General features: G+C 36.7%; 18 protein-coding genes. 14 read left to right on the top strand and 4 right to left on the bottom strand.

Annotated features, from left to right (window positions below; genetic code table 11):
* Positions 1-38: 38 nt before the first annotated feature.
* Positions 39-1,277, bottom strand: coding sequence for an aspartate kinase (locus JOC48_RS06615; protein ID WP_204498287.1), 1,239 nt, complete (start codon positions 1,275-1,277; stop codon positions 39-41).
* Positions 1,278-1,423: 146 nt separating this feature from the next.
* On the opposite strand from JOC48_RS06615, the gene ectA reads away from it, so the two are divergent.
* From ectA to JOC48_RS06580, 7 genes are all read left to right on the top strand, one after another.
* Positions 1,424-1,933 carry a diaminobutyrate acetyltransferase gene (gene ectA, locus JOC48_RS06610; RefSeq protein WP_204498286.1) on the top strand — a complete coding sequence of 170 codons (510 nt, stop codon included), beginning with the start codon at positions 1,424-1,426 and terminating at the stop codon, positions 1,931-1,933.
* Between the two features lie 26 nt (positions 1,934-1,959).
* Positions 1,960-3,240 (top strand): diaminobutyrate--2-oxoglutarate transaminase, encoded by a 1,281-nt coding sequence (gene ectB / locus JOC48_RS06605; RefSeq protein WP_204498285.1) that lies wholly within the window; start codon positions 1,960-1,962, stop codon positions 3,238-3,240.
* Positions 3,241-3,328: 88 nt separating this feature from the next.
* The gene (gene gltB / locus JOC48_RS06600; protein ID WP_204498284.1) at positions 3,329-7,924 is read left to right on the top strand and encodes a glutamate synthase large subunit; all 4,596 of its coding nucleotides are present in this window, start codon (positions 3,329-3,331) and stop codon (positions 7,922-7,924) included.
* 102 nt (positions 7,925-8,026) lie between these two features.
* Entirely contained in the window at positions 8,027-9,514 is a 1,488-nt protein-coding gene (locus JOC48_RS06595) for a glutamate synthase subunit beta (protein ID WP_204498283.1), read from the top strand.
* A 202-nt stretch (positions 9,515-9,716) separates the two neighbouring features.
* A complete protein-coding gene (locus tag JOC48_RS06590; protein WP_204498282.1) occupies positions 9,717-10,439 on the top strand; it encodes a YkgJ family cysteine cluster protein in 723 nt (240 codons plus the stop codon).
* Between the two features lie 89 nt (positions 10,440-10,528).
* Positions 10,529-11,752 carry an MFS transporter gene (locus JOC48_RS06585; RefSeq protein WP_204498281.1) on the top strand — a complete coding sequence of 408 codons (1,224 nt, stop codon included), beginning with the start codon at positions 10,529-10,531 and terminating at the stop codon, positions 11,750-11,752.
* 196 nt (positions 11,753-11,948) lie between these two features.
* Positions 11,949-13,157 (top strand): EAL domain-containing protein, encoded by a 1,209-nt coding sequence (locus JOC48_RS06580; RefSeq protein WP_204498280.1) that lies wholly within the window; start codon positions 11,949-11,951, stop codon positions 13,155-13,157.
* A gap of 129 nt (positions 13,158-13,286) precedes the next feature.
* Here the strand turns inward: JOC48_RS06580 and JOC48_RS06575 are convergent, their stop codons facing one another.
* Together JOC48_RS06575 and JOC48_RS06570 are read right to left on the bottom strand one after the other, a co-directional pair.
* A complete protein-coding gene (locus JOC48_RS06575) occupies positions 13,287-13,793 on the bottom strand; it encodes a CBO0543 family protein (RefSeq protein ID WP_204498279.1) in 507 nt (168 codons plus the stop codon).
* A 154-nt stretch (positions 13,794-13,947) separates the two neighbouring features.
* Entirely contained in the window at positions 13,948-15,135 is a 1,188-nt protein-coding gene (locus JOC48_RS06570) for a site-2 protease family protein (protein WP_204498278.1), read from the bottom strand.
* Positions 15,136-15,244: 109 nt separating this feature from the next.
* Between JOC48_RS06570 and JOC48_RS06565 the strand changes: the two genes are divergently transcribed.
* Positions 15,245-15,754 carry a hypothetical protein gene (locus JOC48_RS06565; RefSeq protein WP_239584227.1) on the top strand — a complete coding sequence of 170 codons (510 nt, stop codon included), beginning with the start codon at positions 15,245-15,247 and terminating at the stop codon, positions 15,752-15,754.
* A 104-nt stretch (positions 15,755-15,858) separates the two neighbouring features.
* Here the strand turns inward: JOC48_RS06565 and JOC48_RS06560 are convergent, their stop codons facing one another.
* Positions 15,859-16,386, bottom strand: a complete 528-nt coding sequence (locus tag JOC48_RS06560; RefSeq protein WP_204498277.1) for a CBO0543 family protein — start codon at positions 16,384-16,386, stop codon at positions 15,859-15,861.
* A 150-nt stretch (positions 16,387-16,536) separates the two neighbouring features.
* Between JOC48_RS06560 and JOC48_RS06555 the strand changes: the two genes are divergently transcribed.
* From JOC48_RS06555 to JOC48_RS06530, 6 genes are all read left to right on the top strand, one after another.
* Positions 16,537-17,001 carry a hypothetical protein gene (locus tag JOC48_RS06555; RefSeq protein WP_204498276.1) on the top strand — a complete coding sequence of 155 codons (465 nt, stop codon included), beginning with the start codon at positions 16,537-16,539 and terminating at the stop codon, positions 16,999-17,001.
* Between the two features lie 79 nt (positions 17,002-17,080).
* Positions 17,081-18,277: a DHH family phosphoesterase gene (locus tag JOC48_RS06550; protein WP_204498275.1), complete on the top strand. Its 1,197-nt coding sequence runs from the start codon at positions 17,081-17,083 to the stop codon at positions 18,275-18,277.
* Positions 18,278-18,347: 70 nt separating this feature from the next.
* Entirely contained in the window at positions 18,348-19,058 is a 711-nt protein-coding gene (locus JOC48_RS06545) for a DUF421 domain-containing protein (RefSeq protein WP_204498274.1), read from the top strand.
* A gap of 638 nt (positions 19,059-19,696) precedes the next feature.
* Positions 19,697-20,734: a metal ABC transporter solute-binding protein, Zn/Mn family gene (locus JOC48_RS06540; RefSeq protein WP_239584226.1), complete on the top strand. Its 1,038-nt coding sequence runs from the start codon at positions 19,697-19,699 to the stop codon at positions 20,732-20,734.
* 58 nt (positions 20,735-20,792) lie between these two features.
* Complete coding sequence (locus JOC48_RS06535; RefSeq protein ID WP_204498273.1) at positions 20,793-21,797, top strand: permease; 1,005 nt, start codon at positions 20,793-20,795, stop codon at positions 21,795-21,797.
* Positions 21,798-21,810: 13 nt separating this feature from the next.
* A complete protein-coding gene (locus JOC48_RS06530) occupies positions 21,811-22,824 on the top strand; it encodes a TIGR03943 family putative permease subunit (RefSeq protein ID WP_204498272.1) in 1,014 nt (337 codons plus the stop codon).
* Positions 22,825-22,987: the final 163 nt, after the last annotated feature.

Genomic DNA, 22,987 nt, shown 5'->3' with positions numbered 1-22,987 from the left:
CTGTAAATAAATGGATATGGAATGTGATAGCGTATGTGTTAGATTTCTACCATGGTTTCATTTTCTGTGTCTAAATCATATGCGCTATGTAACAGTTTAACTGCTTTTTTCCCTTCTTTTTCGGGGATAACACAGGAAACTTTAATTTCAGAAGTGTTAATCATTTTTATTGGTATATTCTTATCGCTTAACACAGTAAACATTTTTGCAGCAACGCCTGGGTTGGTAACCATACCAGAACCGATTATTGATACTTTTGCAACACCGTCTTGATAAAAAGCATCCTCAAATTTCAATTCATCTTTATGATCATTTAATATTTTAATTGTACGCTCTGCTTCTTGATTATTAACGGTGAATGCAACATTAAACGTATCTGTTCCGTGTTCACTTAAAACAATCATGTCAACATTAATATTTTCTTTGGCAATATAATCAAATAAATTCGATGTTATGCCAACTTGATTAGGCATTTTTAATACCTCTATTTTTATGATGTCTGTGTCATAAGCAACCCCACTAACGACCATTTCTTTTTCCATATTATTTGCCTCCTTAATTAGAGTTCCTTCAATGTCTGAAAAACTAGATCGGATCATAATTCTGACACCATGTACTTTTGCAAGCTCTACTGCTCTTGGGTGAATAACAGATGCTCCTAAAGCAGCCATTTCTAACATTTCATCATGAGAAATCGTAGGAAGTTTTCTAGCATTCGGAACGATTCGAGGATCTGTGCTATATACACCATCAACATCAGTATTAATCTCACAATGATCAGCATTAACCGCAGCTGCAAGAGCTACAGCAGATGTATCTGAACCTCCTCTTCCTAATGTTGCAATTTCTTCTTTTTCAGTTAGCCCTTGGAATCCTGCAACAATTACCACTTTTTCTTCATTTAATGATTCAATGATTCGATCTGTATTAATATCCAAAATTCTCGCATTACCAAATACTGCTTCGGTTTCAATTCCAGCTTGCCATCCAGTATAGGAGATAGAAGGAACATTTAATTCCTGTAAGACGGTGGATAAAAGGGCGATTGAAATTTGCTCTCCTGTTGTTAACATCATATCCATTTCTCGTCGAGGTGGATGATCTGTTACTTCATGCATTAATGAAACTAATTCGTCTGTTGTATCCCCCATTGCTGACACAACGACAATAACTTGCTGCCCGTCTTGAATCGTTTTTTTTACTCGTTCTGCTACTTGTTTAATTTTCTTAACATTACCAACGGAAGTACCTCCATATTTTTGAACAATAATTCCCATGGTCAGATCCCACCTTCCTTCGGGTCATTTCATAAAATTAACTAACATGTTATTTATAATATTTGCGAATTTGTAGGATTAAATTCAATTTTTTGGTGAAAAATATTTGATAACTTTAAAGTTTTTATAACAATTTTTTAAAAAAGTTGGGAGGAATTAACCTGTTACTGACTAAATCAGTTGAACTTCGTAAACCAACATTAGAAGATGGATCAAATATATGGAGACTAATACGCAAAACGCAAGTTCTGGATTTGAATTCTGCATATTATTACCTGATTCTGTCCAAATATTTTAAAAATACGTGTATTGTTGCTGAACATCAGGGGGAAATTGTAGGGTTTGTCTCTGCATTTTTACTTCCTGAAAAGCAAAATACTTTATTTATATGGCAAGTGGCTGTAGATGAAAGTCAAAGGGGGAAGGGACTTGCTTCCTCACTATTACAAGAACTGCTTAGCAGAGAAGAACTTTCAAATGTTAAATATCTGGAAACAACAATTTCTCCATCAAATAAAGCTTCACAAGCTCTGTTTAAAAAGTTAGCTGAAAATTTTGAGACGGAAATGAAAAAGATAGAATCTATATCTCCAGAGGTATTTCCAAATGAAAACCATGAGCCTGAACAAACGTATCAAATAGGGCCTATTCATTAATAATAAAGACAAGGAGGAGTAAAAAATTGGCATCGATAGGAGAAAAAACAAACTTAGATGTTTTTAAACAACATGAATCTGAAGTAAGAAGTTATTGCCGTAGTTTCCCGACTATATTTACAAAAGCCCAAGGATATAAGCTTTGGGATGGAGAGGGAAATGAGTTTATCGATTTCTTCGCTGGCGCAGGGGCGCTAAATTATGGACATAACCATCCGAAAATGAAAGAAAAATTAATGGCTTATATAGAGAGTGATGGTGTTACTCATGGCTTGGATATGGCAACGACAGCAAAGGAAGAATTTATTGAAAAATTACAAAGTACAATTTTAAGTCCAAGGAATATGGAGTATAAGGTAATGTTCCCTGGTCCTACTGGAACGAATTCAGTGGAAAGTGCTTTGAAATTAGCAAGAAAAGTAACTGGCCGTGAAACCGTTATGAGCTTTACAAATGCGTTTCATGGGATGACATTAGGTTCCTTGTCCATTACTGGTAACCAATCGAAAAGACATGGCGCAGGTGTTTCTCTGCATAATACAGTTGTGATGCCATATGACAATTTTATTGATAATCAAACCGATTCCGTTCAATATATCGAACGTTTTTTGGAGGATAAAGGTAGTGGTGTTTCGAAGCCAGCCGCAATAATTCTAGAAACCGTTCAAGGAGAGGGCGGTATTAATGTCTCTAGCTTTGATTGGTTAAAACGGTTGGAAGCTCTTTGCAAAAAGTTGGAAATCTTTTTAATTGTTGATGATATTCAAGCTGGTGTTGGTCGGACAGGACCGTTCTTTAGCTTTGAACCAGCAGGAATAAAGCCGGATATTATTTGTTTATCTAAATCAATCGGGGGTTATGGACTTCCATTTGCATTGACATTAATTAAGCCAGAACATGACATTTGGGATCCTGGTGAACATAACGGTACTTTTAGAGGGAACAATTTAGCATTTGTTACGGCCACAGAAGCTTTAAGTTTTTGGGAGGATGACACGTTAACAAATGAAGTAAATAAAAAGGGAGAAAAAGTTCAAGAATTTTTAAAATCTCTTGCGGAAAAATATCCAAAGCTTAATGGAAGTGTACGGGGAAGAGGCTTAATGCAAGGATTAGTTTGTGATGTAGATGGATTAGCAGATGCTATCTGCTGCTCCGCATTTGAAAAAGGCTTAATTCTAGAAACTGCAGGAATTGATGATCAAGTAATTAAAGTAATGCCCCCACTAAACATTGACGACAAAGCATTAGACGAAGGACTAGCTATCTTAGAAGAAAGCATTAAAGAAGTATTAAAAAATAAATAAAGGGGTCTGACCCCGTCCGTGGACATTTGTCCGCGTGTCGGGGACAGTCCCTTCTATTCAATAACAGAACGAGAGAAGGGATGTTGTTATGAGACGTTATGGATATCCAGCTCCTCAAGGATTATATCATCCAGAAAATGAGCATGAAGCATGCGGGATTGGGATGATTGCGAACATAAATGGAAAAAGATCGAATGATATTGTTCAGCATGCGGTGACAATTCTTTGTAATTTAGAGCATCGAGGTGGACAATCTGCAGATACAAGCACTGGAGATGGTGCTGGGATCCTTACACAAATTCCGCATACTTTTTTTCTGGATAAATGTCAGGATTTAGACATTGATCTTCCAGATGAAGGAAAGTATGGCGTAGGAATGGTTTTTCTACCACAAGACCCGAAGATCAGGAAAAAAAGTGAGCAAAAATTACAAAGTATTATTGAACAAGAAGGACAACAAGTAATCGGCTGGCGTACTGTTCCGGTGAATGATGCCTTTCTTGGTGACTATGCCAAGAAGGTAAAACCATATATTCGTCAGGTTTTTATTACCCCGTCCAATGATATTAACACTCGGGAAGAATTTGAAAGAAAGCTATATATTATCCGAAAGTTAGCAGAGAGCAAGTTACAGGGTCTAGAAGGAATAGAAGATGATCAGAACACCTACATCTGTAGTTTGTCAACATCGACGATTGTATATAAGGGCATGTTGATACCAGAGCAGTTAGACTCATTTTACATTGACTTGAATAATCCAGCCTTTAAATCAGCACTTGCGATTGTTCACTCTCGATTTAGTACGAATACTTTTCCAAGCTGGGAACGAGCACAACCAAATCGCTTCATTGCCCACAATGGTGAATTTAATACTATCCGTGGTAATGTCAATTGGATGCGAGCACGTGAAGAACTTTGTCAATCAGATTCTTTTAATAAAGAACAACTCGAAAAAGTTTTACCGGTTATAGATACAGATGGCAGTGATTCAACGATGTTTGATAATTGCTTTGAATTTCTTTATCAATCTGGACGTTCGCTAGCACATACTGCAATGATGATGATACCAGAGCCGTGGGTGAATGATCGGCACATGGATGAGGAAAGACGAGCATTTTATGAATATCACAGTACATTAATGGAGCCTTGGGATGGCCCTGCTGCAATCATGTATACCAATGGTCATCAAATCGGAGCGTGTCTCGATCGTAATGGACTACGACCTGCACGCTATTATGTAACAAAGGATGGCATGATGGTATTGGGGTCTGAAGTAGGTGCACTCGATATTTTACCAGAGGACGTCGAATATAAAGATAGACTACAACCAGGTAAAATGCTTCTTGTTGATTTAGAAAAAGGAGAAGTAATTCCGGACGAAGAGATTAAAAGTCAAATTGCCAAAGAGAAGCCTTATCAAGAGTGGCTATCAAAGCACAAAATCAATTTGGAAGACGTAGAAACTCGTGAAGGTAGTCACCCAATTTTATCTACCGATCAGTTGCTTGAACACCAACTGGCATTTGGTTATACGACGGAAGAATTGAATAAGATTTTAAAGCCAATGGTCACCGATAAAAAGGACCCGGTAGGATCGATGGGGTATGATTCTCCACTCGCTGTTTTATCAAAACGTCCGGAGCTTCTATACAACTATTTTAAGCAGCTGTTTGCACAGGTGACAAATCCACCAATTGATGCGATCAGGGAAGAGGTTGTCACGGCAGTAGAGACGACGATTGGTAAAGAAGGAAACTTAGTCAAGCCAGAACCGGAAAGCTGTCGACATATTCGTTTGAAAACACCAATACTTAACAATCAGCAATTAGAAACATTACGCCATAATGATTTGGACGGTTTCCGAGCGAAAACATTGTCGCTTTTATTTGATGTGAAAAAGGATCAAGATATGGAGCATGTGTTAGATGACCTGTTTGCAAAAGCGGATGAAGCAATAATTGAAGGTACGACGTTATTGATTTTATCTGATCGAGGCATGAATACTAAGAAAGCAGCAATACCAGCATTGCTAGCTGTATCTGGTTTGCACCATCATTTGATTCGAAAAGGAATGCGGACAAAAGTTAGCATCCTGATCGAGACTGGGGAAGCTCGTCAAGTGCATCACTTTGCAACACTTTTAGGCTATGGTGCCGAGGGAATTAACCCATATTTGGCCTTCCGTACGTTGGAAGGATTAATCGAGATGGGCGATATCCGTGACACTTCCATAGATGAAGCGGTAGATACTTATATTCAATCAGCGACCGATGGTGTTATCAAAGTGTTATCAAAAATGGGGATTTCTACAATTCAAAGCTACCGAGGAGCTCAAATTTTTGAAGCAGTTGGCATCCGGTCTGATGTTATCGATAAATATTTTACAAGAACAGCCTCACGTCTAGGAGGCATTGGACTAGATACCATTTTCCAAGAGGTGATGATGCGACATAAAATTGCCTATAATCGTGATCGCGGTAGAGTAAAAGGTTTAGAATCAGGTGATGATTTCCAATGGCGGCAAAATGGAGAAGACCACCAGTACAATCCACATACGATTCATTTGCTACAGCATGCTTGTCGTACGAATAATTATGACGTATTCAAGCAGTATTCCAATATGATTACGAATACGGATAAAAACTTACAATCGTTACGGGGACTTCTTTCTTTTAAGAAAAGGGAATCCATTCCAATTGAAGAAGTCGAATCAATTGAGAGTATTTGTAAAAGATTCAAGACAGGTGCGATGTCCTATGGTTCGATCAGTGAAGAAGCCCATGAATCACTTGCGATAGCGATGAACCGAATTGGTGGAAAAAGTAATTCAGGGGAAGGTGGGGAAGACCCTAACCGTTTTACCCGTGATGAAAATGGTGATTTACGCCGTAGCTCCATTAAGCAGGTAGCATCTGGTCGTTTCGGTGTGACGAGTCACTATTTGATGAACGCAGATGAAATTCAAATTAAAGTTGCCCAAGGTGCAAAGCCTGGAGAAGGTGGACATCTTCCTGGGAAGAAAGTATATCCATGGATTGCCGAGGTTAGAGGATCCACTCCCGGAGTAGGACTAATATCACCACCACCACATCATGATATATACTCGATTGAAGATTTGGCCGAATTAATTTTCAACCTAAAGAATGCAAATCAAAAGGCTCGCATTAGTGTCAAATTGGTATCTGCTGTTGGCGTTGGTACCATTGCAGCCGGGGTAGCCAAAGGCCGTGCAGACCTCGTATTAATCAGTGGTTATGATGGTGGAACAGGTGCAGCTCCTCGAACAAGCCTGAAGCATACAGGAATGCCTTGGGAAATTGGACTTGCGGAGACCCATCAAACCCTATTAATGAACAAGTTACGTGATCGTATTGTGGTAGAAACCGATGGAAAAATGATGACAGGAAGAGATGTTGTCATTGCTACATTATTAGGTGCAGAAGAGTATGGCTTTTCCACGGCTCCATTAGTTGTATTGGGCTGTACGATGATGCGTGTTTGTCATTTAAATACATGTCCTGTCGGGGTGGCAACGCAAGATCCAGAGCTACGAAAAAAATTTACAGGAACACCAGACCATGTCGTGAATTTCATGCTTTTCATTGCCAAAGAAGTGAGAGAACTAATGGCTGAACTAGGTTTCCGAACGATCAATGAAATGATTGGTCGTACCGATATTCTAGAAAAGGCAGAAGCGATTGATCATTGGAAAGCAAAAGGTGTTGATTTATCTAAATTGCTTTATCAACCAGAAGTAGATAAAAATGTTGGTCGTTATCAAACAGTCGAACAAGTCCATGGATTAGATAAAACACTTGACCAGCAAGAGCTTATTCCATTATGCATGGATGCAATTGAAAATAAAAAGCCAATAAAAGCATCCCTGGGTATCCGAAATATAAATCGGGCGGCAAGCACGATGTTAGGTAGTGAAATTACGAAGCGATATGGTAGCGAGGGGTTACCGGAGGATACGATTCGTCTGCGTCTACGAGGTTCTGCCGGACAAAGCTTTGGTGCTTTTATCCCTAAAGGATTAACACTAAACCTTGTTGGGGATGCCAATGACTACGTTGGAAAAGGCTTATCGGGCGGTAAAATTACTGCTCGTCCATCAACAAAATCATCATTCGATCCATCGAAAAATACGATTATTGGTAATGTTGCTTTTTATGGTGCAACGTCTGGTGAAGCGTATATTTATGGGATTGCGGGTGAACGATTCTGTGTTCGGAATAGTGGCGCAAATGTCGTCGTCGAAGGTGTTGGTGATCATGGTTGTGAGTACATGACTGGAGGGCGTGTCGTTGTATTAGGTCCAACCGGGAAAAACTTTGCAGCTGGTATGTCAGGGGGAGTCGCATATGTCCTTGATGAGTCAGATTTGTTCGGAGAAAAATGTAATAAAGAATTGGTTCACCTTCAATCGATTGACGATGAGATGGAAGCCCAAGAAGTTTATCAAATGATTGAAAAACACGTGGAATATACAAAGAGCATTAACGGCCAGCAGGTTCTGGATAATTGGGATTCTATTTTACCTAAGTTTGTTCGGGTGATACCGAAAGATTATTTAGAAATGAGACAAATTATTCATAAATTAGAAGCTAGTGGATTGACGAAAAAAGAAGCGGCAATGACTGCTTTTGAAAAAGGAAAAGAAGCTGTAGAGGCCATTCAGTAAAACTGGAAGCGGCAGAGTGTACAAAGGAATGAAAGTCCTTGCTACTGAAAGTTTAAACGATGTACCATACCTGAATTTTAACTGGAATTGGAGGGTGAATGAATGGGAAAGCCAACAGGTTTCAAAGAATATCAACGACAATCAACACCTGAACGTGATCCTTTAGAACGAACAAAGGATTGGAACGATTATAAGCTTCCGATGGATGAACAAGAGGCAAAAGAACAGGGAGCACGTTGCATGGATTGTGGCATTCCAACCTGTCATATGGGAACAGATATAAGTGGCATGACATCTGGATGTCCGGTTTATCACCTTATCCCAGAATGGAATGACCTTGTCTATCAAGGACAGTGGAAGCAAGCATTGGAACGGGAGCACAGAATGAACAACTTCCCTGAATTTACGGGGATGGCTTGTCCAGCACCTTGTGAAGGGGCTTGTGTACTTGGCATTAATGAACCGCCTGTTGCGATTCGGTCGATTGAGCGCTCCATTATTGAAAAGGGCTTCGATGAAGGTTGGGTGAAGCCAGAACCACCTACAATACGGACAGAAAAACTAGTTGCAGTAGTTGGATCTGGTCCAGCGGGGTTGGCAGCAGCAGCTCAGCTAAATAAAGCTGGTCACAATGTTACCGTTTATGAGCGATCTGATCGGATTGGTGGTTTATTAACATATGGTATTCCAGAAATGAAACTGCCTTATAAGGTGGTCGAGCGTCGTATTAATATTTTAGAAAAAGAAGGCATTAATTTCGTGACAAATACCGAAATAGGCAAGGATTATCCTGTATCCGAACTTCGGGATGATTTTGATGCCGTTATACTTTGTGGAGGAGCTACAAAGCATCGTGATCTGAAGATAGATGGCAGAGAGTTAAAAGGTGTTCATTTCGCGATGGAATTTCTTCATGCAAATACGAAAAGTTTGTTGGATTCAAATCTTCAGGATGAAAATTATATATCTGCAAAAGGGAAAGATGTAATCGTTATTGGAGGAGGAGATACTGGGACAGATTGTCTTGCAACGAGCATTCGTCATGGTTGTAAAAGCTTAACACAATTTGACTATCATGAAAAAAAACCATCAGAACGACAAGAAGACGAAAACCCATGGCCACAGTGGCCTGTTATTCATCGTGTGGAATATGGGCATAAAGAGTCAGAAGCAGTATTAGGCAAAGATCCTCGCGCCTATACGGTGTTGACTAAGAAGTTCGTCGGTGATGGAAATGGACATGTCAAAGAAGTTCATACAATTGATGTAGAACAATATATTGATGAAAAAGGAAATAGAATAAAAAAAGAACTTCCAGGAACAGAAAAAGTTTGGCCTGCCCAACTTGTTTTGTTAGCAATAGGTTTTACTGGTCCTGAACAGGAATTGATAAAGGAAATGGGTTTAAAAACTGATCAGCGAACGAATATTAAAGCTGATTATGGGCAGTATAAAACATCAGTGGATGGTGTATTTGCTGCTGGTGATATGCGCCGAGGACAAAGCTTAATTGTATGGGCTATTAATGAAGGCAGAGAAGCGGCAAGAGAATGCGATCGATATTTAATGGGAACTACTCAGCTTCCGTAGATTAAGGGAGTGAGTAGCTCTCTTTTTTTTGACTGAAATTCAGTCATTGACTTGGCGCACTTTTCCCGGTTTATGGCCTTCTCGAAGAAATAATTGTTTAATAATTTCAAATTTGAATTTAGATTAACGCCCCTACTTGCTAATTGATGATATACTTGAAGGAAGACAAACATAGAAATTTGCCTTAGCAAGGAGTCTTATCATGCAAAAATTTCTTACCTATCAAGAAATCCAAGATAAGTGTGAACAATTGAATGATATATATCAAATAGATGAAGAAAAGTTTTATCGAGTAGTTGAAACGTGGGCCGATCATAACAACAAATCGATCGAAATGAAATTACTAGCGAGCTTCGAGGAGTTATTGCAGGTCGTTAGTGATGAGGTTGAGGCTATGGAAGAAGCGGTTGAAATAGAACCAACCTGTAGGTTAGGTTGTGCCTTTTGTTGCTATTTTCCAATCATTATTAATGAAATGGAAGCTAAATTGATGAAAAAAGCAATTGAGAATTTCCCTGAACGAAGAAGGGATTCAATTCAGTCGCATCTAACTGATTATTATGAAAAATATAGAGAGCAGTTAGAAGAAATAACGAAATTAGACTTTGATTCAGACCAGGATTTTAAAAGTAAATATAAGAAGCATCTTGTCCCATGTCCGATGTTAAATACAGAAAACAATCAGTGCATGGCTTATGAAATTCGCCCGATTCCTTGTCGAACTTATGTTAATTACACAAACCCGAACGTTTGTGAACAAAATCTAATGCCAAAGGAAACAATCAGCTTTGAGTTTTTGTATAACGAATATATGGGTGCATTAAATGAATTTGTACAATTTCTATATGAACAGGGAGATACAAGTTTTATTACGTATCCAGATGACCTTTATGTCCATGATTATTTAGCGAATTGGCTTAAATAAGAGTACTTTTTAGTAAAACATTCCATAATAGAGGATGCCGACTTTTTGAACACACACTAATAAATTATTTCATTTTAGCAGGAGTAGTTATGAAGAATCAGATGATTTCAACCCACAATATTCGAGTGATGTTTTGGATAAAGTTTTTTGGAACCATTAACTTCATTGCACCAGTATTAACACTTTTTTACTTGGAACGAGGACTAGAGGCTACACATATCCTTTGGTTACAGCTGTTTTGGAGCGGTGCAGTGCTTGTTGGAGAGGTTCCGGGTGGTGTGGTGGCAGACCGATTTGGAGCGAAAGTATCTTTCTTAATTGGTGTTATCATTAAGATTGTAAGTATTGTTTTATTAATATTTGCCTACGATCCATGGATGTTTTTCCTGTTTAGTGCACTGAATGGATTTGCTGTAACTTTCTTTTCTGGTGCGGATGAAGCGTTAATCTATGAATCTCTTAAAGAAGATAGTGACCATCACCGAATGGACCGAGCGATGGGAAAAATTCAATCTGCTGGATTTGTGTCGATGATTCTTGCTGTCCTATTTGGAGCTTATTTCGCTAAAGACTTAGAGGATAAGCAATTCATTTTCTTACTTGTATTGGGTGTGTCTTTTCACCTCTTAGAGTTTATTCTTATCTTTTTCGTGAAAAGTCCTAGTAATACTGCTTTATATCGAGAAAATCCGTTTACACAAGTAGGTGCTGGAATAAAAGCAATTCAGAAAGCACCAACGTTACTATTACTATTTGTTAATTTTACCCTAGTATTTATCGCTGCAGATTCTGTCTATGAAGCATTTAATCAGCCAATATTTACAAATGCGGGTCTTCCAGTCGTCATGATAGGTGTCGTGTATGCACTTGCAGCCATTCTTGGATTTGTTACCTCTCAGTCGGTTGGTTGGTTTACCGGCCGCTTTTCTAGGAAATTACTAATGAACATTACTGGTGCGCTAGCGGTGATTGGCTTGTTGTTATCCGCTATATTTGGGGAAGCTCTTTGGCTTATCATCGGAGCATTTTTCGTTTTACGGATAGGCCAAGCATTGAGACGTCCCATCTATTCTCAGCTAAAAAATGATTTAATCCCGTCAGAAATTCGTGCAACAACCTTGTCATTAATTTCAGTACTTGACTCTGCCTTTGACTTAATTATTTTTGGTCTCTTGTCTGCTGTCGCATTTCAAGGGATAGCTGGGATTTTAATTGCTAGTAGTATCGTTGCGCTAATCGGTACACTGACTCCGTTGCAAAAGAAAGTACGTGGTAGACGGATGCGAAAGCCTAGTGGAGCAATTGCAAAATGAAAATAGGTTTTATAATCAAGCTTATTTCGATCGTAACGGATATAATAGTATATAAATAGTTAGACAAGGAAGCATTTTACACGTGCAGTAATAATTTTTTTAAAGAAGTAGCGGGACAACGAAGATTTATAGGCGTTTTTTTCGATCAGTCTATGTGAAAACGATAATAGGAAATGCCATGAAGGAGTGAGATTGCATGGATCCGTTAGATATTATTGGGAATTTACATAACGTTAAGCCAGTTTTCCAGCCAATTGCTAGTGCGATTAGGCACAATGTTGCTGGATATGAAGTATTAGGTCGGTTTGATAATGGGGATGAATGGAAGAGCCTCGGCCCTTTTTTCCATGACTCCGATGTACCTGATGAGTTTAAAGTAGAAGTGGATCAACATTTATTACACCAAGCTATTCCAAAAATGCTCGAGACAGATAAAGAAGGTCTATTGTTTATTAATCGAAATGCCAAGCAATTGATGGTAAATGACGGTGATGATTTATTACAAACGCTGCTTCTGTTTGAACAACAAGGATTTGCAATGAACAGAATTGTCATCGAGGTTACGGAACATGATTTTGATGAAGATTTTGAAGGACTTAGCCATTTACTTCTGTATTATAAAACGTATGGGATACAAATTGCGATTGATCATGTAGGTGCAAAAAGCTCCAACATAGATCGGATTCGTCAGTTAGAGCCTCATATTTTAAAAATTGATACAAAAATCATCCGTAGTCACAATGCTGATGGCTTTCAGGATATTATGCATTCTCTATCCATGTTAGCTCGTCGTATTGGAGCAGCCTTGCTGTTTGAAAATATTGAGGATGATTTTCAACTGCATTTTGCTTGGAAACATGGTGGGCGTTACTATCAAGGATTCTACTTAGCAAAGCCGGAGTTTGAAACAATAGATTCTTTATCAGTGAATGTTGGCGAAAAAGTTGCAGAGTATATTTCTCGCGAAAAGTCTTTGGTTGAGCAAAGACTTGCCCATGTATTGAATTGGGAACGTAAGGTAAAGGAAACTCTACCTCAGTGGGAAGGAACGAAAAAAGTAGATGCCTTTATCGAAGTTGTTACGGACCACTTTGATAAAGAAAGTTTTCGGATGTACGTTTGTAATAGTAATGGACAACAAATATCATCTAACTTTCGGAAACGTGAAAATGGATGGGAAATGGAGCCACATAAAAAAGGTTCAAATTGGGCATTTCGTCCATATTTTTTAGAAAATATGATGCAAATGAAAACATGGAGCAGAGGTACACTGTCTGATATTTATTCAGATATTGAAACTCGGGAAATGATCCGAACCTTTAGCTTTCCTTTATCAGATCAGTATTTTTTGTTTATTGATATCCGTTATTCTTTCATTTATGAAAATGAATCTTTGCTAATTTAGTTTTCATAGTGGGTGAAGCGTAAATGGATCGTATTGAATGTTATTTGGAACTAGTGAAACTGTTATTCACTAGTTCCTTTTTAATGGCCCAGAAATTATAACATTACTGGAGTGTAAGGGCGCTTGTGACTACTTCATATCATTCATATTTACATCAAAGATACTTAACAGAGCTATGATAATCACTATAGACAACAACCAAGCGGTCAACGGTCTTTTGTGATGAATTGGCAAAATAATAAAAATAATACCAGTGAAAAGAGCAGACCAGCCTATATTCCAACCATTATGGTAGGTAATAAATCCTAGATTGCTATTAACAATCTCAATGGATAAATAAATACCAAACCATAATAAAAACCATAAAGACCGTTTTTTCCAATCTTCAGGAAATTTACCTAAATATATTAATACGGTTGCAGTGTAAGAAACAGCCATGGCGAGAAGGGTAATGATTGTGTGATTAGGTAGAATCATGTCATGGAAAATCCACATTGATTTTTTATAAAGTAAAAAATTATATAAAAAATCTCCTATAATAAAGAAAAGAATGGTCGGATAATATTTCCTCCAATTTCTCCAATCCCCCCATATAAGTGCTGCAATTAGAAAAAAAACATTAATTAAAATGTACATAATACCAATCCTTTTGACAGATTAGTACTATATTTCCCAGAAGGTAGGAATTTATAATCTAGGGAGAATGTATTTACAATGAAAGGGCCTGTTAAAGGGTTCTAAATTAATAAATCCCGGAAAATTTTATATAATCCGGGAACTCAATGTTAGTTTAAAAATTTGTTAGCTGATTCGAATCTAGAATGTTCATGGCGTAGACGAGAAGCAGTGCTAACACGATTGCCAATGCTAAATACAAGATTAATGCACGGGCTTTCGTTGGTAAAGAGGAGTCATAATAGGTTTTTAGTCTATTTATTTCTTTTCTAACTTCTTGAAGTTTCTTTTCATTATAATCTCTCAAGTCTTCCATATTTATGTTGAGCTGTTCCTCTGCATTAGCTCTCATCATTTGCATTTTATTTAGAACTCTATTTAATTGTTCCTTCTCTGCCTTCCATTTTTTAATTTGCAGTCGTTTCTTTTTCGGCATAATAAGTTGGCTTGAATCTGTTTCATTTGCAAGTAAATAGTCCATTCTAACCTTTCGTTTGTGCAATTGATTAGCTAATAAATGAAACGCATAAATATGTCCATTTTCATTTTTCTCGTAATTACCGTTTATTACTTCATTCGCTTGATTCTGAGCAGCTTGTATGTCTTCATTTATCTCAACCAATATTTGTTCTTCGTGTTTTAAAATCTCTACTTTAGTATGCTCTTTTAATCGATCCCACCATGTGATTAAACCGAATATAAGAATTAGAATAAGAATTGGATCTGGCGAAATAAAAAGCATCACTGCTAGAACTACTAGCCCGATAAACCATATTTTCGTCGATAATACACTAACGATCCGGCCGCCATCGAGTGGTGAAACTGGAAAAAGGTTAAATAAATTGATTAGTGCCCCTAATTGTGTAACAAGTGCCCAATACGGATCGCTTGTTGCGAGGTATAGAGCTATAGCAGGTAAAATAGATAATAATCCCGCTAGTGGCCCACCATAAGCGACAAAAAATTCTGTTTGTGCATTTTTTATGTTTTTTGGGTTGATTCCAATAGCAGCACCTAAAAATGGAATGAAAACAGCGGGACTGGTTGGTATTTTTTTAATTTTAGCTGCAACAAGATGACCCATTTCATGAACAAAAATTAAATAGATAATCGCAATGGCAAATTTCCATCCATAAAATAAAGCATAGGCTCCAAGCGATACAAACATAGAAGCTAATGTTGTGAATTTTCCAATCTTTAAAAGGGCAAATACCCATTTTATTTTTGTTAGTAAAAAGAATCCAATTAAACCGATCCATCCCCAAGCATTTTTATTTATTTTGCGTTTTGGTGTTGTTTGCATGATACTTCCCCCTATCCATTGCTAATTTTACCATAAATAATTTGGTTACATTAGTAATTGAGAACGAGGAGCTGAACCATGTTTTCTTTAAGGGCTGTGTTAATTTTGAGTGAATAAGAAGATTAAGGTAGTAATTACTGGTAAAAAAGGTTATAATAATAAGAATGGGGGAATAAAACCCTTTGGTCTTCTGGTGTATAGACTCACCGGCAGAGGGTGTGAGACCAATACAGAAAGGATGACCAAAATGACAAGTACGTTGTATCAAGCAAAAGTTGGCGATGGTTTTAAAATGAAAGGATTGAATAGAAAAAATTCATTTTTTAACACTCCAAAAGAAGCAGTTTCAGAAGCCTTTGCTTTAAAAGAAAGAATCGATAAGAGGTACAAGCACGGGATAGAATGGGATTATACGAGAAAAATGACTGGTTCAGCCAAAAAAGTTAAAATTTTAAGAGGCTATTTAAATGGTGACAAAGAATCTGAACCATTTTATTTGCAGATTGTAACAGTCGATAATTCAAAAGAAGGCATTCTCCCTGTAACTCCAAAAAAACCAAAGACGATTACATCGAAGGATGAAAAAGTCTTAGATAAAGTCGTTAAATTATTTAAATAGGTTCATTTTAGAAGCCGCTTTTTATAAAGTGGTTTTTTCTTTTTTTATCAAATTGTTGTTATAAAGTATCCGATATAAGCCTTCTCATAAAGGGTAACCATCTATTAATGGTTACCCTCTTGCTGGTTAAAAAAATTGTAAAACACTTTTTCATTGAATGATTTGTCTTTAAAAAACCACCGATGATAAAGACGAGAAAGATAATATGTCATCCATAGTGAGATAAAGCTCCAATACCAAGCCCATTTCTTATAGGTGATTAAGTTTGTGTATTTTACCGCAAAAATTTCAAAAATAGTAATAATGGAAGAATGGAAAAAATAATAGAGGAATTTAATAAAATTATTTCTTTTTTCTGGATAATACAAATTGAAAAATGTGCATAATGCTGGATAAACAAAGTATTCAAAGGTGAAACTAGCTTTATTCGATTTTTTGAAAAATAAACGATAAGGATAAGTAATAAGGTTTTTCTCAACAACAATTAAACCGAGAATCCATGTAACCATTTGTTTAAAAGTAAAAGATACAAGACTTTCTCGAATTCTGTTTTTAGGGATATATTTTAATAACAATAAACTAGTAACTATCCATGCTGAAATCTCAATACTTTTTTCTAAACGATTATTCATATTTATTTCACCTCTTTGCATTTATACTGTCGCTTCTTATGAAATTTTATGTAATACGATGCATCATTCACAAAGTAAAGAGAAAGTATATGATTACATATAATAAAGGAGGTCCAAGGATAACTGACAGCAAAGGGTGACATAGTAAAAATGGAACAAATAATACAACTATTAGAAGAGTTAATCGACGTGACAGATGGTTATCAAAAAGATGAGATTGACCAAGTGGAGTTTCATTTAAAGTTACAACTACTTATATCAAAAATAGACAAGATTGAAATAAATACTGCAATTTATCCATTTAAAAAGCTCGTTACGCGAAGACATACAAAGTTTTTCAACCAGCTATTGTATAAATCCAAATATAAAGCGATTCAAGCTTTACTAAAAATGAGGGAAACGAGCAATAAACAATTGGTTCAGCAACGTTTACAGATCATCTTAATTAATAAGCTTTACTTTCATTCTTTATATGAAAAATTAATGAACAATTGTGAAGTTTATATGCGTGAATATCCACTTAGTTATTCGTTAGAAAATATGCAAGTGTTTATTTTAAATAATGAAGTGAGTTCAAAAGAATCATCTATCAATGATTCCACTTTATTGAAATAATCTATGGTTGAAATAAATTGTTCTTATCTCCTATAATATTTCGACCATCTACTTATACTAGATGTCGAGGTGATCAAAGATGTATAAATTATTGTCTCATAATGATTTAGATGGAGTAGGATGTGGTATTATAGCGAAGCTTGCTTTTGGTGACCAAGTACAAGTTCGTTATAATTCGATTTCGGGTCTCAATCGAGAAGTTGAGTATTTTTTAGAAAATCACGATAGTAATACTTTTTTAATGATTACAGACTTGTCAGTAAATGAAGAAAATGAAAAACGACTGGAGGAGTATTATCAAGATAAAGGAGGAGTACAGCTTCTTGATCATCATAAAACGGCATTATCCTTTAATGATTATGACTGGGGAAAAGTGGTCGTTCAAAATCAAGATGGGACTCTTACTTCGGCAACTTCTCTTCTTTATGAATATCTTTTATCACAGGAATTAATGGAGCCATCAAATGTGATTGAGGAATTTGTCGAGTTGGTTCGACAGTATGATACTTGGGAATGGGAAAAAAATGACAACCAGAAAGCAAAACGTTTGAATACCCTTTTTTTCTTAATGTCGATTAACGATTTTGAAGAAAAAATGGTGAATCGATTACGTACAAGTGAACATTTTCACTTTGATGAATTTGAACTGAAATTATTAGAGATGGAAGAGAAAAATATCGAGCGATACATACGTCGTAAAAGGCGGGAATTGGTCCAAACTGAATTAGGTGAGCATTATGCAGGTGTTGTTTATGCAGAGTCCTATCATTCTGAACTCGGAAATGAACTCGGTAAAGAATATCCACATCTTGATTATATTGTTATATTAAATATAGGTGGGAAGCGAATGGGATTTCGCACCATTCATGATGGGGTTGATGTCTCTGAAGTGGCGGGTCTTTTCGGTGGAGGTGGCCATGAGAAGGCATCTGGTGCTATCCTAACTGAAGAGGCGTATAAGCAGTTTGTTGCTAAGACATTTGTACTTGAACCGTTAAAAGAAGATGCTAAGCGCAACCGATTTAATCAAAAAGATTCATCATTTGGTACCTTATATAAAGATCGTTCGGATAACATTTTTCTGCTATATCAACGAAGTGAACGAGAATGGGCGATTGAAAAAAATCATGAGGATATGGAGAAAGCCTTTTCCAGTTTTGATGAAGCGGAGATTTTTTTAAAAAGAAAGTACCAAGCATGGTTAGAAAGAGATGAGGCATTTGTAAGTTATTTAATTCATGAAGTGAATAAGAAGAAAACAGAAAGTAGTTCATGAGTTTTGTTTGGATGTACAAGGATTCAAGTATGTATAAGATAGAATAGAAATTCATCCTGCTGGTCATTATATGATATATATATCATGGATTAACGAGGGATTCTACATGTGGATGGAATTGTTAAAATTAGTCATTTTATTCCTATTAATATTTGTTGTTATGCGACTGTTAGGAAAATCACTATTATCGCAATGGACACCCTATGATTTGGTGACCATTGTTTTTCTTTCTTACTCAGCGTTTGCTGCAATTAAATTTATCAACTTTTTTCAATCAGTGTTAAGCATCATTTTAATTGGCATCATTTATCTAGCGATTGCTCGATTAAGTCTGATACAACCGATTAGTCGCTTTATCATTGGAGAACCAACGATTTTAATTAAACATGGAAAGATTATTGAGGAAAATTTGCGAAGAAGTCACTACTCTTTGGCAGAGCTATTATCAAGTATTCGTGCTGCTGGAAATCCTGATATTAAAGACATTGATTATGCTTTATTAGAGCCTAATGGACAAATTAGTGTTATTAAAAGCCAGGATGTAACACCAGTTAGCTCAAAGGATTTGAATATCAAAACGGATTACAAAGGTTTACCGATTTCCGTCATCGTTGAAGGTAGAATTCAGTATCGAAATTTGCGGCTAATAAATAAAAATAAAGAATGGTTAATGAAAGAGCTGGAAGCAAAGGGTTATCATCAAATACAGCATATTTTTTATGCCTATGTAAATGATCATACCCATTCCTTAACGGTTGATACCGTAAAGCAAAAATTATAGTTAGATGAAGCGTCCGAATCAGGGCGCTTTTTTTATACTTTCATCAATTTAGCGTTAGGATACCGCTGTGGAAAAACACTCGCTTTCCGCGGGCAACGCTTCAACTTCCTCGGAAGCAAAAAACGCTTCCTGCGGGATTTTCAGCTGTTGGGACTGCGATTACTCGCCCCACCGAAAACCATTTGCTTTTCCCGCAGGAGTCTCGCATTTTTCCACAGCTTGGATTTACTTTTCTTAATCAAGTATGAAAAATTGTCCAACTTCCATTCATAGTACGTTGTAAAGAACTTTAATACATTTGTTTTTATCAAGCAATTATAGTTGTTTTGAAAATTTCCACGATAAGCGGAGGAAATACACGGAGACTCCTGTGGGAGGAATGGCATCGGTGAGACCCCGCAGAGCGAAAGCTCGAGGAGGCTCACCAGCCGCCCACGGAAAGCGAAGTGTATTTCCGCAGCGGTTTACAAATTTATCACCGTGTTGCGCATTATGTGTCAACTGTGTAATAAAAAACAGCAAGGAATAAGTTGTCTATAACTGTCTATATTAATCGAACAAAACGTAATGATTACTATTTACAAAACGTAATGATTACGATATAATTCATCTGACTTAGTTAAAGGGGAGAAGAGAGAATGACTTATATTTCAAAAACAATCATGCTAGCAATTGCCTTCACTCTTTTTGTGTTGGGTGGATGTGCTACAGAACAAAGCACCCAATCAAGTGAAGAAAGTGATGTATTAAACATTTATACAACATTATATCCACTAGAGTATTTTGTAAAAGAGATCGGTGGTACTCATGTAGAAGTTGTTTCTATCCTACCTGCTGGGGCGGATCATCATACATATGAGCCTACCTCTAAGACATTAACGGATATAGCTACAGGAGATGCATTTATTTATAGCGGAGCACAATTAGAAACCTATGCCAAAAAAATACAGGATGCTTTAGAAAACGAATCTGTAATACATGTAGAAGCTTCTAATGGAATTGCGTTACTTGAATATCAAGGGGAAGACGAACACGCACACGAAGAAGAGCACGGACATGAGGAAGACGAACACGCACACGAAGAAGAAGAGCACGGACATGAGGAAGACGAACACGCACACGAAGAAGATGCACAGGATCATGATCACGGAGATGTAGATCCGCATGTTTGGTTAGATCCAATTCGTGCTATTTCACTTGCAGAAAACATTAAAGATACATTGGTTGAATTGAAGCCGGGTGCTGAACAAGACTTTGAAAAAAACTTTGATGACTTAAAGGCTAAATTAGAAAAGCTTGATGAAGATTTTCATAGAAAATTAGAATCACAGGAACGTAGCGAAATTGCAGTAACCCATGCTGCTTATGGCTACTGGGAAAAAGCATATGGTTTGAAACAGATTTCCATTGCAGGTCTATCTTCTTTTGATGAACCATCTCAAAAACAAATTGAGCGCGTGATAGATACCGTTAAAAATTATCATATAAAGTATCTGTTGTTCGAACAAAATATTGAACCGAAAGTTGCGAAAGTCATTCAAAATGAAGCAAATCTAGAAGCCTTGCACATTCATAATCTATCAACTCTAACAGAAGAAGATCGAAATAACGATGAAGATTATTTTACATTAATGTATCAAAATCTAGATGTGCTAGAGAAAGCTTTAGAAGAATAGTATAATAATGAGGGATGTTTATATACGACATCCCTCATTAAATTATTGGAGGATAAGTATGTCTCGAAAGTTTCCCTTATTGCTGATAGATGTTATGGGAATTGCCTTATTTGGTATTGTTGTTTACTTTATTTCGTTTAGCGAGTCTTATCAAGGATGGATTTCATTACCGTCTTCGCTTTACGATATGAATACTATTTTTTTAAGTATTTTAATAGAAGCCACTCCTTTTGTGTTAATTGGTGTTTTGATAGCAGGAATGATTCAAATTTTTATAACGGAAGAACACTTGAAAAGATGGATTCCAAAAAATAAGTTTATGGCAGTGACAATGAGCTGTGTAGTAGGAGCGTGTTTTCCTGCTTGTGAGTGTGGAATTGTTCCAATTGTTCGTCGATTAATTGCAAAAGGTGTTCCTATATATGCTGGTATTGGTTTTCTACTTACAGGTCCATTAATTAATCCAATTGTCATTGTATCTACGTATATGGCGTTCGGAAATGATTTGAAAATTGCTGCATCGCGTATGGTTATTGGTTTTGTTATCGCAATTACGGTAGCGTTAATAATAAGTTTCTTATATCGTACAAATCAGTTCAATCAAAGTTCAATTACAAGCAGTACAGTATCAAATCATCAACCATCCGCTACATCATTCGTTGAAAAGATTGGCAGTATGTTGCGGCATTCAGTGGATGAATTTTTTGATATGGGTAAATACCTAGTTATGGGTGCACTTTTGGCAGCATTTGTACAAACCTATGTGTCTTCGGGAGCACTCGTTCAATTAGGAAGCGGATTGGCGTCTTCAACATTGGTAATGATGGGGCTAGCCTATCTTCTGTCATTATGTTCAGAGGCTGATGCGTTTATCGCTGCTTCCTTCCGTAATGTATTTCCTACTACAGCTATTTTAGGTTTTCTAATATACGGACCAATGATTGATCTAAAAAACACGATGATGATGCTAAGTGTATTTAAAGCTAAATTTGTGTTGGTTTTTGTTGGATTAGTAACCGCTGTTGTTTTTTGCACATTAATCCTTTCACAGGGCATCTATTAAGGAGCGTTTAGCTATGCGATTCTATTTTCAACAGGCTTTTCGAGCAATAGTATTATTAATGTTTGCAGTCTTTATCATTAAACTACATTACACTGGAGATATTCATAAGCTGATTAATCCAAAATATGATACGATTAGCCAAATAGGGGCCATTCTTTTTTTAGTCCTCTTTATTGCGCAGCTTCCAAGGATTTGGACACCGGTACAGAAATCGAATAACCATCTTCATGTTCATGATCACACCCATGATGGTGCTGACCATAACCATGACCATGGATATTCACCAATCAATTTAAAGAAGCTTGTTTCTTATTGCGTTTTAATATTACCTTTAGTCACCGGGTTTATGATGCCCCCATCTACATTAGATTCATCGATTGCTGATAAGAAAGGAACAATGGTTTCCTTAACAAACAGTGCGAAGCGAAATCAATTGGATAGAAGTAAAGCTAGTGCGGAACCAGAGGTAGAACGACCAAATCAATCCGAACGTTCTGTGGGAGATAATCAAGAAAAGGGGGCGCTTGACAGTAGCCCTAATATAAACAATAAAGGCCAACCATCAGATAATCCACAGGATCCTAATCTTTATTCTAATACAGTTACTCAAGACACGTATCAACAAATCATTGATCAATTAAAAGAAGTTGATACGATTGAGATGACTGATCAAGTATATGCCACCTATTATGAAGCAATTAATATGGATTTGGCGAAGTTTGAAGGGAAAGAAATCTCAATTAATGGTTTTGTTTACAAGGAAGACGGCTTTGCAAAAAATCAATTGGTGGTTGGAAGGTATTTAATTACACATTGTGTAGCGGATGCGAGTATTATTGGATTTTTATCAGAGTTTAACGGTGGTGTGGAATCTATCTCAGAAGATACTTGGTTAGAAGTGACCGGCACAATTCATATAAAAGAGTATAATGGTGTAGAACTACCAACGATTAGTGTAACGGAATCAAAGGAAATTGAAGAACCTGAACAACCCTATCTGTATCCATTGAATATAAAAATAAGATAATATAAATGAAAAAGCGACCGAAATTCGGTTGCTTTTTTAAATTCCTTTTATTCTATTTGATGTATTTAGATGAAAAATTACAATACCATTTTTTTAACTTTATTTCTATACGATAATTTGAACCTATGATAGAATCTTATCAGCAGTTATTGGTTATAACAAT

This window comes from Aquibacillus albus, from assembly GCF_016908325.1.
GTDB classification, from domain to species: domain Bacteria; phylum Bacillota; class Bacilli; order Bacillales; family Amphibacillaceae; genus Aquibacillus_A; species Aquibacillus_A albus.
The sequence above is the reverse complement of the archived record's forward strand: the minus strand, read 5'-3'. Positions and strand labels throughout refer to the sequence as shown.

Bases quoted from the DNA above. Each gene is read 5' to 3' on its own strand.
- JOC48_RS06560 (WP_204498277.1), bottom strand. From the start codon at position 16,386: ATGAATAATCGTTTAGAAAAAAGTATTGAGATTTCAGCATGGATAGTT.
- JOC48_RS06540 (WP_239584226.1), top strand. From the start codon at position 19,697: ATGACTTATATTTCAAAAACAATCATGCTAGCAATTGCCTTCACTCTT.
- JOC48_RS06545 (WP_204498274.1), top strand. From the start codon at position 18,348: ATGATATATATATCATGGATTAACGAGGGATTCTACATGTGGATGGAA.
- JOC48_RS06590 (WP_204498282.1), top strand. From the start codon at position 9,717: ATGCAAAAATTTCTTACCTATCAAGAAATCCAAGATAAGTGTGAACAA.
- JOC48_RS06575 (WP_204498279.1), bottom strand. From the start codon at position 13,793: ATGTACATTTTAATTAATGTTTTTTTTCTAATTGCAGCACTTATATGG.
- JOC48_RS06580 (WP_204498280.1), top strand. From the start codon at position 11,949: ATGGATCCGTTAGATATTATTGGGAATTTACATAACGTTAAGCCAGTT.
- JOC48_RS06530 (WP_204498272.1), top strand. From the start codon at position 21,811: ATGCGATTCTATTTTCAACAGGCTTTTCGAGCAATAGTATTATTAATG.
- JOC48_RS06570 (WP_204498278.1), bottom strand. From the start codon at position 15,135: ATGCAAACAACACCAAAACGCAAAATAAATAAAAATGCTTGGGGATGG.
- JOC48_RS06535 (WP_204498273.1), top strand. From the start codon at position 20,793: ATGTCTCGAAAGTTTCCCTTATTGCTGATAGATGTTATGGGAATTGCC.
- gltB (WP_204498284.1), top strand. From the start codon at position 3,329: ATGAGACGTTATGGATATCCAGCTCCTCAAGGATTATATCATCCAGAA.
- JOC48_RS06595 (WP_204498283.1), top strand. From the start codon at position 8,027: ATGGGAAAGCCAACAGGTTTCAAAGAATATCAACGACAATCAACACCT.
- JOC48_RS06550 (WP_204498275.1), top strand. From the start codon at position 17,081: ATGTATAAATTATTGTCTCATAATGATTTAGATGGAGTAGGATGTGGT.
- JOC48_RS06555 (WP_204498276.1), top strand. From the start codon at position 16,537: ATGGAACAAATAATACAACTATTAGAAGAGTTAATCGACGTGACAGAT.
- JOC48_RS06585 (WP_204498281.1), top strand. From the start codon at position 10,529: ATGAAGAATCAGATGATTTCAACCCACAATATTCGAGTGATGTTTTGG.
- JOC48_RS06615 (WP_204498287.1), bottom strand. From the start codon at position 1,277: ATGGGAATTATTGTTCAAAAATATGGAGGTACTTCCGTTGGTAATGTT.